Below are 13,153 nucleotides of genomic sequence, written 5' to 3'. Positions count from 1 at the left end.
ATTTTATTTGTAAATAATTACAGCACTGTTACTACGGCAAGCCATATTGGGCTTGCTTTTTTTGTTTTTCGATTTAAACTAATTCTAAATCCTAAATTATAATAATTATAAAAAGGTATTGATTTTTGTTTGTGTGCAATTTATAGTGAAAGGCATATGGTCTACCAATTCAATCAAGAGGTGATTTCAATTATGAGTAACCAACCAACGAACCTGACTACAAGCTGGGGCGCTCCTGTTGGAGATAATCAGAATTCGATTACAGCTGGCTCACGGGGGCCTGTACTAATTCAGGATGTGCATCTGCTAGAAAAATTGGCGCATTTTAACCGGGAGCGTGTGCCTGAACGCGTTGTTCATGCCAAAGGTGCGGGGGCACACGGATATTTTGAAGTCACTAATGATTTGTCTTCATATACAAAAGCAAGTTTTTTGTCTGAAGTAGGCAAGCGTACTCCGATGTTTATCCGTTTTTCTACTGTAGCCGGTGAGCTAGGTTCATCTGATACTGTACGTGATCCACGTGGTTTTGCGGTGAAATTTTATACAGAAGAAGGGAACTATGATCTCGTGGGCAATAATACGCCTGTATTCTTTATTCGGGATGCCATTAAATTTCCTGACTTTATTCATACGCAAAAACGTCATCCCCAAACACATCTGAAAAACCCGAATGCGGTCTGGGATTTCTGGTCCTTGTCTCCTGAATCACTTCATCAGGTAAGTATCCTGATGTCTGACCGCGGTATTCCCGCTACACTGAGACATATGCATGGTTTCGGCAGCCACACGTTCAAGTGGGTAAATGCTGAGGGGCAGGCTGTATGGGTGAAATATCATTTTAAAACAGAGCAAGGCATACAAAATCTCGATGTAGATTTAGCTGCGAAAATTGCCGGTGAAAACCCGGATTATCATATAGAAGATTTGTTTAATGCGATTAAAAAGGGTGATTTCCCGGCATGGAAACTTTATGTGCAGATTATGCCCATAGAAGACGCAAATACGCACCGTTTTGATCCGTTCGATGTGACCAAAGTATGGTCTCAAAAGGATTACCCGCTGATTGAGGTAGGGCGTATGGTGCTGAATCGCAATCCTGAAAACTACTTTGCTGAGGTAGAGCAGGCGACATTCTCGCCAGGTTCATTTGTTCCTGGTATTGAAGCATCCCCAGATAAGATGCTGCAAGGACGCCTGTTTGCCTACGGCGACGCGCATCGCTACCGTGTAGGTGCAAATCATAATTCGTTGCCGATCAACCGTCCGCATGCAGAAGTACACAACTATCAACGCGACGGCGCATTGCGCAGTGACGGTAATGGTGGGGGATCTGTCTATTACGAGCCGAATAGTCTCGGTGGACCGAAAGAAGCACCAGCTCACAAAATCGCTCCATTTGAGGTGGCTGGCGAGGCACAAAGTGTAGCTTACGATCATAACGATCACTATACACAGCCAGGTGATCTGTACCGCTTGCTCAGTGAAGAAGAGCGCTCACGTCTGGTTCGTAACATCGTAAATGCGATGAAGCCCGTAGAAAGTGATGAAATCAAACTGCGTCAGATCGGTCATTTCTATAAAGCGGATCCTGAATACGGACGCCGTGTAGCTGAAGGTCTGGGCTTGACAGTTCCGCAAGGCGAATAGATTTATTTGCCAGCTTAAACCAAAAGGCTGCTTAACCATTAATAAAATGGTTAGCAGCCTTTTGGTTTTGTTCAGATATTTGTAATTTGGGATGACATATCTTTATGAATTAATGCATCGGTGCTTTGGCAGTGCCGTGTTCAACATGAACTCTGCGGATGAAAAATGCAAGGATCAGACCGACTACGCTGATGATCATCGCAAAGAAAAATGAATGCTGAGATCCGATTACCATGGCATTGGCCATTTCATTTACGGACTGAGGCATGCTGGATTGGCTCAAATAGCTGTCCATGCCTTTGGAGAGAATACTTACCGCTACGGCAGTACCGATTGCACCGGCCACTTGCTGGAGCGTACTCATAATAGCCGTTCCATCTGGGTATAAATCCATAGGAAGCTGGTTGAGACCGTTCGTTTGAGCTGGCATCATAATCATGGAAATACCGATCATCAAGCAGCTATGCAGCACAATAATCAGTATAAGCGTGGATGTCGTTGTAATGCCGGACAGGAAAAACAACACAGCCGCCACGATCACAAGTCCTGGAATCACAAGCCATTTGGGACCGAATTTATCGAATAAGGTACCCATAACAGGCGACAAGAGACCGTTGATAATCCCACCTGGCAGAAGCACCAAACCTGCTGTTAGAGCGGACAAGGCCAGCCCTTTTTGCAAAAAGAGTGGAAGAATCAGCATGGTAGAAAGGATCGTCATCATACATAAGAACACCATGATAACGCCGATCACAAACATTGGATATTTAAACACACGCAAATTCAGCATAGGTGCTTTCATTTTCAACTGTCGTACAGAGAACAGAATGAGCGATACCACACCGACGATTACAGGAAGCAAAACAATCAGGCTGGTCCAGCCTTCGCCACCTTCACCAGATTTACTGAAACCAAACACGACACCGCCAAAGCCAATGGAAGACAGAACAATAGATAAAAGATCAATCTTGGGCTTGGTCGGTTCTGAGACATTCTGCATAAATAAAATACCACAGATCAGAGAGAGAACCAGGAACGGCAGGGAGATCCAGAAGATCCAGTGCCAAGATAAATTTTGCAGTACCAGTCCAGCAATGGTAGGCCCTACCGCAGGTGCAAACATAATAACCAGTCCGATGATTCCCATAGCCGCGCCTCTCTTTTCAGCTGGGAAGATGATTAAAATCGTGTTAAACATCAATGGCAATAACAGCGCTGTACCCATAGCCTGCAAAATGCGTGCAATCAATAACACCGAAAAGGTAGGGGCAAGGGCCGCAACGAGACAACCAGCTATTGAGAACAGCAACGATGTCACAAACAACTGTCTTGTTGTAAAGGTTTGAAGCAGCAATCCCGATACAGGTACTAAAATACCGAGTGTCAGCAGATAAGCGGTGGTCAGCCATTGAGCTGTTGCTGTGGTAATGTGCAAAATCTGCATTAAATCATTCAACGCAATGTTAAGTGCTGTTTCACTGAACATTCCAATAAAGCCACTAAGAAGCAGGGCGATCATAATAGGTAGCACCTTGAACGTTTTGGGTTCAGAGGGTGAACTTGTTTGACTCATTGTACTCATGTTGTTTTTGTTCCTCCAATAAATTAATGGGTATTGAATTATAGCGATCGGTCTATATATAATAAACATGCTATTATTTTTTTGTCAAAGTAAATGTTTAAATATTATATAATGAAGGATGCTGTATATGGCTGCTAAACCCGAATCATATGAGAATATCGTACAAACGGCGTCGAGACTCTTTTTTCACCAGGGGTATCATGCGACCGGACTGAATCAGATTCTTGCGGAGAGTGGATCACCGAAGGGATCACTTTATTATTATTTTCCACAGGGTAAAGAAGAGCTGGCTTTGGAGTGCATAAAAAGAGGGAATGAGTTTATTAAGCAAAAATTGAAGCAGACATTGAACGGAAACGAAAATCCTGTACTAGCCATTCAGAATTTTATTCGTCATACAGCTGAAGAGGCAGACCGTCTTGGCTTTGACAGCTTCATGCCGATTAGCTTCTGGGCTGCTGCGGAAACTTCCTGTATTAGTGAATCACTACGTCATGCCTGTGTGAATACGTTTACAGATTGGCAGCACATCTATATGGAGCGTCTTCAGGAATCGGGCTTGGACGAGGAGAAGGCGCACAGTCTAGCGGTACTAATCATTTCGATGCTCGAAGGGGCTTTAATTTTAGCCGTTACACAACAGAGCAGCGCTCCTATTTACAATATCGTGGATTACATTCCACAGTTGGTCAAATCATTTTAGCTTCCTGTTTTCAAGCACCCTAATGAGCCACCAGCAAGTGACTTTAGAAAGTCGATGTTTTCATTTTTGAAAACTCGGCTTTTTGGTGCATCTTGGGACATAATTTTACTCACATTACCAGTACCAAATGATGAAAAGTATGGTAAAATGGAATGAATTTGATTTTGCACGAAAGGAAGAGTGATAGCAAGTGGCAAAAGCGAAGGTACCCAAACGGCCTACTCGGGATGAATTTGTACTGGAGGAAATCGGGAATCAGCTTGTAGAAGCACAACAAGAGCAATCCGAAGTTGTATTGACTGTATGGGGACGCGAAGAAACAACCCGCGGACAAATCGTTAAAATGGACCCGAGAACAGGCAAGGTTCATGTAGAGAGTAATGGAGAAACGGATAAAGTTCCTTTTATGGATATCATGAGTGTAAATTACCCGAGAGATTAGTTGTGATTACATAAATATAGCAGAAAGGGATAGAATGAATGTCAAAGTTTGACGTCTCCCTTACAATCGGTATTTTTACGGACTTTTTGCTTATTTAGCTATAGCAGGATATCTCAAACGTAATAACCAGGATGATCCGTCTAATGACTATTATGAGTGTCTGGAAAAATGTTAATAACTAAAAATTATTTATTTGTGCATAAAAAAACAACCGATGGCTGTGAACCACTCGGTTGTTTTCTTATATTGTGCAGTATATGTGGTGAAAGAGCGTCGCATTGATGCGTCTGTCTGGGCCTCGTATCTGTTTATGTAGCCTTGATCGGGCTGGTATGACTGGCACGTGCTTCGGCTTTCTTAAGCACCTTACGATCAAAAATGAAGGGGCCGAACGGCAACAGCGAGGCAATCAAGGCTGTAAGGCCTTGCAGCAGCGTAATTTTACGTAAAATCAGCATGACTACAATTGCAACTACATAAGCCACAAACAGCACCCCATGGATCATTCCCACCCAGCTTACCATCTGCGGCATTCCAGCTGCGTACTTAAGTGGCATGGCAATACATACAAGTAGCAGATAAGAAATCGCTTCAACATTGCCAATGAACCCAAACGTCTTAAAAGCATTTTTGAACATAGGTACATCTCCTTTTTTCATTACTTAAAATTTAATATATCCTATGATGTAATACTATTGAACGGTAGAAAGTTACGATATATCGAATATTTACAGCTAGCTTTTAATATTTCCTCTAATACTAGGGTAACAACGTTTGGTTTGTATGGTTTAGTGTAAGAAAAATGTTTAGTTAGCCAAGCTTAAAAGACTCTGTGTATATGGCCGTTTAGATGTTAGCATGTACCCGATTAGTAAAGAATGCTGGTGTTAGGTCTAAACATTTTGTATAGAAATTCCGATAACAGTTAAATGAACGTCTGTACGTTATGGTATTTATTTTAAAAGCTGGATTACAGCAGAAGGGTTTGTGAGTTTACTTATTTATTTTGACAACATAAAATTTCAATACTGGTATCAAGGAGAGCATAAAACATGAATAAAAAACGTTTGCGTCAATGGATGGCTCCGTTCGCAACGGCTACGCTGATTTTGAATACGGGGTATGGCATTTTGGGACCCGATGCAGTGGCTAGCGCGTTGCCGACTGAAAGGCATAACTCAAATCTGACAGGTTTGAACATACCACAATCACATACCAAATTAGCGACCATTCAAGGACGCCAAATACCGATCACTTCTAGTACGAAATTGACTACATTAACCGGTCATAAGCCTAATATTAACCAAGTGATGAAATTAATGTCGACCCAATTGGTTACTTCGAATATTGCGCCAGCAGATGTAAGCAATCTGACAGCGATTCCTACAGAAACAACAAAAGTAAATTTGTCCTGGACTAATCCATCGGACATCAATTTTGACCACGTAAAAGTGGTTAATGTCACTAACGATGTATATGTTGATAACATTCGAAGTAACTCTTATATGATGAGTGGTTTACAGCCGAATACGACTTATACCTTTCGAGTAAAGACAGTGAATAAGAGCGGGAACGAATCTCTAGGTACGACAGTACAGGTTAAAACAGCTTCCACTGATGCCCCTGTGGATAAGACACCCCCAGGAGAAGTAAGCGGGCTGACAGCGACAAATATAGGATATAATGGATTTACCATCAATTACATATTGCCTAAAGATGCTGACTTAAGCCAAGCGATTATTTATTTAAATGGTACAGAAATTCAGAAAACGACAGGGACGTCTTACACGTTTAATGTCTTAAATGCTGCTACAGCCTACACTGTAATGGTCAAAACGATAGACAAATCCGGAAACATATCTCAAGGAGTTAGTATTCCGGTTACAACGTCTTCAGTCTCTACCGATATTGTGCCCGAGGTGACAGGTGCTTCAGTGACATCAGTAAACAACTATAGCGTTACTGTTTCCTGGACAAAACCTAGCGGAATTAGTACGGTCAGTCTATATAAGGATGGGCAGCTGGTAACTGATTCAACAGGATCATCCTATACATTTAATAATCTTTCGGCAAGCCAGACATACACGTTCACGATAAAATCCAAGCGAAGCACAGGTGCGTTGTCCTCCGGTGTGAAGTTGACCGCCACAACGAATAGTACATCCTCCAATTCGTCAGAAGTATCTAATCTTGAAGTCGATAGCAAAAGCGGCACCTGGATCAAAATTACCTATGATATGCCAAGTCGAGCAGAGAGGGTAAAAATCTATGTTGATGGTGATTATAAAGGAACTACAACCTCAGAATCCTATAAAATAACGGATTTACGAGAAGGACGCTGGTATGAGATTAAGGTCATAACCGTAAATAGTAGTGGAAGGGAATCTAGTGGTGTAAAGATATCTGAGCGAACGAATTCGGATGGTTCCTACTCTTCGTCCTCTAGTTCCTCAAACTATGAGAAAGCGAGAGATTTAATGCGGATTGCAGAAAATAGTCTAAATGCGTCCGACTGGCGTTCTGCCAGAGATGCGATTAGTGATCTGCCAACTGGTACACGTAAAAGCGATCTGCTGGACCGACTGGAGGCTATTCGCAATAGAGCATTAGGCACCGGCAGTTCATCGTCCGGAACAAACTCTACTACCACTACTTCCGGTACTACGACGAGTTACACGAACAATGCAGTTGCTTCATATTCAACGTCCTTCACCCTGACACCAGGAGCTAAAACAGCTTATGTAGACGGTCGGGCTACAACGATAGCTCAGGCGCCGAAAGTCATAAATGGAGTGACGATGGTTCCGTTACGTTTTATTAGTGAACGAGTGGGTTACGATGTAAACTATGAAAAAGGAACCAAAAAGATCATTCTGAATCGCCCTACAGATGGCAAACAAGTGGTACTTCAAGTCAAGAATTCAACCCTTGCTGTATATGAGTTGAACAACTCCCGGAATTATTCGACGAGCATCACTGCTCCGGTTATTGTTAATGGCTATACGCTGGTTCCATTACGAGTCATCAGCGAGCTTTCGGGTTATCAGGTGAACTATAATGCAGCATCCAAACAGATTACGATTACCAAGTAAATACTTCTGTAAAAAAGAGTTCTAAAGTACATAACTTTAGAACTCTTTTTGTTAGGAATTTATCATGATGTCGGTGATACACTGATTGGTATCTCAATGCATACCTGTCCGCCGCTTGTCTCGGTGGAGTTGGTGATGATCAGCTTTCCGCCGTGCAGGTTCACAATGGATTTTGTTATGTACAAGCCCATACCGTAATGTCCAGTTAATCTTCTGGACGAGTCGCCCATATAAAATTGCTCGGCTGCTTGTTTGAGGCCTTCCGCAGAGAAACCCGGGCCCTCATCCACGATGCTGAAATGAATACAGTCTCCCGCAGACTCCACAGTCAGCCGGATCTCGCTATATTCTGGCGCTTGATCCACTGCATTAGAAGCAACATTCATGATGGCCCGCTCAAGCAGAATTGGGTCTATATACAGGGTCCTAGGAAGGTTAAATGCAGCAAATACGACAGAAATTTTTTTGACAGCAGCCAGAGCCATTACCTGATCTTTTATCTTCGTTAAATAGAAGTCAGTATTTATTGTTTCCGTCTGCAGAGTGGCCACTGTTTCCGCTTTTGACATTTCAATAAGCGTCTTGATATACTGCTCCATTTGCCTGATGCTCTCCGCTATATAATCAGTATAGTTCTTTTGCTCCTCAGATTGCTCGGTTTCGGTCAGAAGCTCTACGTTTCCGCGAATGATAGTAAGCGGTGTTTTGATATCGTGTGCTAGGGCGGATATTTGCTCACGACGTGATCTTTCGAGATTCCATTGTTTCTGAAGCGAAGTCTTTAATGTTTCTTTCATTGTATCCATGGAATGGAGGACCTGATCGATCTCCATCACGCCACTGAGCTGAATTGAAAAGTCCAGATCCTGCGCTTGAATTTGCTTTGTAGCCTGCTGCAATCCACTCATTTTGTGTGTCAGCTTTCGTCCGAAGTTGGAAGCCAGTAAGACACCCCCTCCCAGAAAGGCGATGCAGAACACGGCAAAAAAGGACAATTCCGCGTTCGGCAGATATTGACGCAGGATAGGAGGTTCAAACTGAGCCGAGACCGAATAGCGCATCACGGTAACTTTATCATGATGAGAGACTTTTACATAGTTATAGGGAAAGTGATAAGTAGTATCCTTCTGCTGCGTCACATTCCAAGCGGCTTGAGCCTGTTTATCAGAAAGATTTCCCTCAATGAGGCGGCCTTTTGAAGTAAATAATGCGTATTTATATAGTTTCTGCCGAGAATCCGGCTGCAGGGTTTTGCCAGCTTCAATGATTGTCTTGTCCTCATGCACCTGATTTTCAGCATAGTTTGCGGGGAGAATGATCCCACAAGACATCAGGACATAGAAGATGAGGACCAGGATAAGTGCGAGTGCAATCGTGCCAGTACAAAACATAACTAAATAACCCAGGAAAATGGTTCGCATTTTGGTTGTTTTGCGTGCTTGCTGTACTTTGGTTACTTCCATCGGTACCCGATCCCCCAAACGGTCTCCACTGGGGAAACCTCTACTTTGCCAAGCTTGGCCCGGATATTTTTGATATGCTCCACGATGGTAGCGGAATCGCTGTCCCCATCAAAGCCAAAGACGGCTTCGTAAATTTGTTCTTTAGAGAATACCTGGCCCCAGTTCAAAGCTAGAAACTTACATATCTCATATTCACTTTTGGTAAATGGGACTACTACATTTTGAACAGTGATTTCCTTGCCGGACAGGTTGAAATGTACTTCCCCAATGCAGAATACATTACGCCGTTCGCGATTCTCCCGTCTAAGATGGGCATTGATTCTTGCGCGCAGCTCTCCAGCCCCAAACGGCTTGACAATATAATCGTCTGCTCCTTCCCCAAGACCCAACATCACATCGTTTTCCATGGATTTTGCTGTGAGGAACAGAATGGGACAGTCTACCTTGCTGCGAATTTCCCGACAGAGTACGTATCCATCCATGGTAGGCATCATCACGTCAAGCAGTATGAGGTCAAAGGCTCCAAGCTGCATGGTGAGAACCTTTGAGGAGTTGGAGACCACCGTGACAACATGGCCATCTTTCTGCAAAATATTTTGAAGGAGTGCCAAAACGGCGGGTTCATCATCAACGGCTAACAAGTTTGCCATGTTTAGTTCACTTCCCTTGCTTTCTTTACTCTAATCTTTATTCCGACGAATTTTGTCCTTCCCAACGACAAATCCATAACCCTAATAATACCATGATGACTAAGGTCCCTACTACGCAATATCTGATTCCCCAATCAAGCTGTATAGCTTCAGGAATAAATTCTGTTGAGCTTACAGCGTATTGCACCCAAATCGTAATGAAGCGGGCCGCCCAAGCAGGGGGGATGAATATCCAATTATGATCACCCAGCCCTGTAAGAAGCAAAGCGGACAATAGACTCTCCATGATGCCCAGACCGATTGAAGCTCCCTTGCCGAACCGCAAACTAATAAAAAAATGCAGAATATAGAGGAATACACTGGACAAAAACAGAATGCAGGCAGCCAACACATAAAATTTCAAGCCATACGGCGACTCTCTCATCAGATATATATAGCCAGCCCCAAAGCCGCCGGAGGCAAGCAGCACACTGCCAAATCCCAAGATCAGGAGCAGGATAAGCTTACTCAAAAAAGGTAACAGCTTCACTGGCGAGGTCAAGAGCTGCTGGAAGTTCCCAGCGACTGATTCCTGCTCAACAGCAATGGAGCAGACAATACCGATCATGGTAGGAAGAGCCACTGCCAGGATTTGCAAATAGCCGTCCACCTTCGAAATCGGTGAGTACGGAGTAAAGGAATAGTAGGCTAGAAAGATTGCTATGCCCAAAAGCGGCACAAGCAGCTGTACCAGCAATAGGGGTTGTCTTCTAAGTTTAAGCACATCAGATTTTAGATAGCGTAAGAAAGATATCATCTTATTTAGCCTCCCGTTTGCGGAAAGACATGGCCGTCAGTACGGACAAAATCATGAATAGACAAACTGTGATCACTAGTCCGGGCGCAATTACGCCTTGATCCAAAAGTAGATCTCCTGAAGGCACAGCAAGCCCATTAGGCAGCACTTGAATGACGGCGCACATCAATCGCGCCGGAATAGCATAGGGCACGGCCCACCATATAGAAGATGTTGCGAACAAGATCGTGCAAGCTACGTTACCCAGCATATTGATGATAAGAGTGGCAAACATGCCTATTCGGTCCGTTAGAAACAGGCAAAGTGGAATTTGCCACAAAAAGGTGATGAAGAGTATCAGCGTTGCAGCGACGCTTCGTGCTAGTGTCACGGAAGTTGAAAATACGAATCCGCCGAGAGTTATGCCTATAAATAGGATAATAAAAGAAAACATTAAGAGTCTTACACAAACTCCGATTTTACCGTACCATACCTGAGCCGAATCCACAGACATTCCGAGGATAGCATGGTATTTCAGCTTCTTGCCGTCCTTTTGAATTACTCCTGAACACATTAAGGTCAGGGTACCTGGTAGTAGCATGATATACCACCAATTGTAGCTGGCGCTTTGGAACATATGTCCTCCCATGAGTCCGGTACATAGAAGAAGAGTAACGATGGGGGCTAGCCAGACCAGCTTTTTCGTGAAGGTACGCTTTAATTTTAGATGTTCAGCGGCTATGTATTGCTGCATCCTACTCATCTCCTTTTCGATATTCTTGTGCAATCCGCATGAACAACGATTCCAGGTCCTGCCCAGGAGTGACCGCCTCTTGATAAGCTAATACGCCGCCGGCAATGATACCGACATGGTCAACAATTTGTTCGACTTCGGATAGGATATGACTGGAAAGGATTACGGTAATTCCTTGCTTCGGGAAGGAGCGAATCAGCTCGCGTTGCTCCTGAATGCCGATAGGGTCTAGTCCGTTGGTTGGCTCATCTAGGATCAATAGCTTGGGATGATTGAGGAGCGCAATGGCAATGCCTAGTCGCTGTTTCATCCCCATCGAGAACTGACCAGAAAGCTTTTTTCCGGTATGGGTCAAATCGACAATACTCAATACTTCATCAATCCGTGAATCAGGCAATCCCAGCAACGTTGTACGAACCTTAAGGTTCTCTCTTGCTGTCAAATTCTCATAGAGTGGAGGGGATTCGATCAGCGCGCCGATCTGAACGAGATCTTTCCGCGACCAAGGTTTTCCCTGAAATAAAATCTCACCAGCTGTCGGGCGCAGCATGCCGGTTAGCATTTTTAAGGTGGTTGATTTTCCTGCCCCATTTGGACCGAGCAGTCCATACACTGAATTCTCTTGAATAGACAACGCGACGTTGTTCACTGCCTGCTGTTGTCCAAAGGTTTTGCAGAGATTTTTTGTCTGTAAAATAATGTTATCCATATCATTTCATCCTTTTCATTCGTTCTGACAACTACTTTACAGATCAAATCTAAGAACTTTATAAGGATTAAAATATTAATGTTTCAAACTTTATGCATTCAAGCAGTATTCGCTATAATGGATACAGTGATGTAGGAAAGGAATGTAATCATGAAGAAGGTTATCGTAATCGGAGCAGGAATTCTAGGGGCATCGACAGCATATCAGTTAGCAAAAATGGGGACTAATGTCGTTCTGGTAGACCGCAAAGATAAAGGACAAGCTACGGATGCAGCTGCTGGCATTATCTGTCCCTGGCTATCACAGCGACGCAATCAAGCTTGGTACCAGCTAGCCAAAGCGGGCGCACGTTTTTACCCCGAGCTGATTGAAGAACTCAAAAGCGAGGGAGAAACAGAAACTGGCTACGCTCAAGTTGGAGCTCTCAGTATTCATGATGATGTAAATAAAATCCAAAAAATGCAGGAACGGGCACATTTACGTCATACAGATGCACCGGAAATCGGTGAAATTATGCAGCTTAATGAAAAGGAAACCCATGAACGTTTTCCTTTGTTAGTAGATCGCTATCGCTCCGTTCATATTAGCGGTGCCGCACGTATAGATGGTCGTGCGCTGCGTGATGCGTTGATCCGATCAGCACAAAGAAATGGGGCAACCCTTATCTATGGGGATGCTGTGCTTCAATATGATTCCGATCATGTAACCGGAGTAACGGTTGGTGGAAACAGCTTTTCGTCTGACGTAGTCATTGTTTGTGCTGGTGCATGGGCAAATCAACTGATGCTGCCTTTGGGCATTCGCTTTAAGGTTAGCTTTCAAAAAGCACAAATCATGCATTTACAGATCCCTGCTGGGCAAGATACAGGTACCTGGCCTGTAATCATGCCGCCTTCTGATCAATATTTGTTAGCGTTTGATCAACAGAAGATCATCATAGGGGCGACTCACGAAAATGAAATCGAAGGATACGATACAAGAGTAACAGCAGGCGGGATGCAGGAAATCCTAAATAAAGGTTTAGAATTAGCACCTGATTTAGCAAATAGTACTTTTCAGGAGGTAAGAGTTGGTTTCCGTCCTTTTACACCTGGTTTTCTACCGGTGCTTGGAGCTGTTCCTGGCTGGAACGGTCTTATAGCTGCCAATGGGCTTGGAGCATCCGGACTGACCATGGGGCCCTTTATTGGAAGTCAGCTGGCAAAGTTAGCACTTGGAATGGCTTTGGATATCAACATCGATAATTATGATATTCGAAATGCTATTGATGAAAATTGATTCTTCAAGGTAGACAACACTAGATAGCATAAGAAGCCGCCATACTGGCGGCTTT

The 13,153-nt window shown here is 43.6% G+C and carries 12 protein-coding genes; 5 read left to right on the top strand and 7 right to left on the bottom strand.

The features are described from left to right. Positions 1 to 192: 192 nt before the first annotated feature. On the top strand, positions 193 to 1,650 hold the full coding sequence (gene katA / locus FKV70_RS21860) for a catalase KatA (RefSeq protein WP_142614427.1): 1,458 nt from the start codon (positions 193 to 195) through the stop codon (positions 1,648 to 1,650). Between the two features lie 109 nt (positions 1,651 to 1,759). Here the strand turns inward: katA and FKV70_RS21855 are convergent, their stop codons facing one another. Further along, entirely contained in the window at positions 1,760 to 3,223 is a 1,464-nt protein-coding gene (locus FKV70_RS21855) for a DHA2 family efflux MFS transporter permease subunit (protein ID WP_208738438.1), read from the bottom strand. 136 nt (positions 3,224 to 3,359) lie between these two features. Here FKV70_RS21855 and FKV70_RS21850 point away from each other — a divergent pair, with 136 nt between their 5' ends. Then, on the top strand, positions 3,360 to 3,935 hold the full coding sequence (locus FKV70_RS21850) for a TetR/AcrR family transcriptional regulator (protein ID WP_063210482.1): 576 nt from the start codon (positions 3,360 to 3,362) through the stop codon (positions 3,933 to 3,935). Between the two features lie 190 nt (positions 3,936 to 4,125). Then, entirely contained in the window at positions 4,126 to 4,377 is a 252-nt protein-coding gene (locus FKV70_RS21845) for a YolD-like family protein (protein WP_063210480.1), read from the top strand. 308 nt (positions 4,378 to 4,685) lie between these two features. Here FKV70_RS21845 and FKV70_RS21840 read toward each other — a convergent pair whose 3' ends face one another. Continuing rightward, positions 4,686 to 5,015 carry a DUF3817 domain-containing protein gene (locus FKV70_RS21840; protein ID WP_063210478.1) on the bottom strand — a complete coding sequence of 110 codons (330 nt, stop codon included), beginning with the start codon at positions 5,013 to 5,015 and terminating at the stop codon, positions 4,686 to 4,688. A 414-nt stretch (positions 5,016 to 5,429) separates the two neighbouring features. Here FKV70_RS21840 and FKV70_RS21835 point away from each other — a divergent pair, with 414 nt between their 5' ends. Beyond that, positions 5,430 to 7,469: a fibronectin type III domain-containing protein gene (locus tag FKV70_RS21835; protein WP_142614423.1), complete on the top strand. Its 2,040-nt coding sequence runs from the start codon at positions 5,430 to 5,432 to the stop codon at positions 7,467 to 7,469. A 62-nt stretch (positions 7,470 to 7,531) separates the two neighbouring features. Here FKV70_RS21835 and FKV70_RS21830 read toward each other — a convergent pair whose 3' ends face one another. From FKV70_RS21830 to FKV70_RS21810, 5 genes are read right to left on the bottom strand one after another with little or no spacing between them, the layout of a single operon-like run. Further along, positions 7,532 to 8,932, bottom strand: coding sequence for a HAMP domain-containing sensor histidine kinase (locus tag FKV70_RS21830; protein ID WP_142614421.1), 1,401 nt, complete (start codon positions 8,930 to 8,932; stop codon positions 7,532 to 7,534). Next, a complete protein-coding gene (locus FKV70_RS21825) occupies positions 8,923 to 9,582 on the bottom strand; it encodes a response regulator transcription factor (RefSeq protein ID WP_142614419.1) in 660 nt (219 codons plus the stop codon). The genes FKV70_RS21830 and FKV70_RS21825 overlap by 10 nt, the downstream gene beginning before the upstream one ends. A 37-nt stretch (positions 9,583 to 9,619) precedes the next feature. Then, positions 9,620 to 10,378 (bottom strand): lantibiotic immunity ABC transporter MutG family permease subunit, encoded by a 759-nt coding sequence (locus FKV70_RS21820; protein WP_142614417.1) that lies wholly within the window; start codon positions 10,376 to 10,378, stop codon positions 9,620 to 9,622. A gap of 1 nt (position 10,379) precedes the next feature. Continuing rightward, positions 10,380 to 11,111 carry a lantibiotic immunity ABC transporter MutE/EpiE family permease subunit gene (locus FKV70_RS21815; protein WP_142614415.1) on the bottom strand — a complete coding sequence of 244 codons (732 nt, stop codon included), beginning with the start codon at positions 11,109 to 11,111 and terminating at the stop codon, positions 10,380 to 10,382. A 1-nt stretch (position 11,112) separates the two neighbouring features. Further along, positions 11,113 to 11,820, bottom strand: a complete 708-nt coding sequence (locus tag FKV70_RS21810; RefSeq protein WP_142614413.1) for a lantibiotic protection ABC transporter ATP-binding protein — start codon at positions 11,818 to 11,820, stop codon at positions 11,113 to 11,115. Between the two features lie 150 nt (positions 11,821 to 11,970). Between FKV70_RS21810 and FKV70_RS21805 the strand changes: the two genes are divergently transcribed. After that, positions 11,971 to 13,098: an NAD(P)/FAD-dependent oxidoreductase gene (locus FKV70_RS21805; protein WP_142614411.1), complete on the top strand. Its 1,128-nt coding sequence runs from the start codon at positions 11,971 to 11,973 to the stop codon at positions 13,096 to 13,098. Positions 13,099 to 13,153: the final 55 nt, after the last annotated feature.

Source organism: Paenibacillus ottowii (assembly GCF_006874425.1).
GTDB classification, from domain to species: domain Bacteria; phylum Bacillota; class Bacilli; order Paenibacillales; family Paenibacillaceae; genus Paenibacillus; species Paenibacillus ottowii.
Note: the sequence above shows the minus strand (reverse complement) of the source record. Positions and strands in the feature narration are given on the sequence as shown.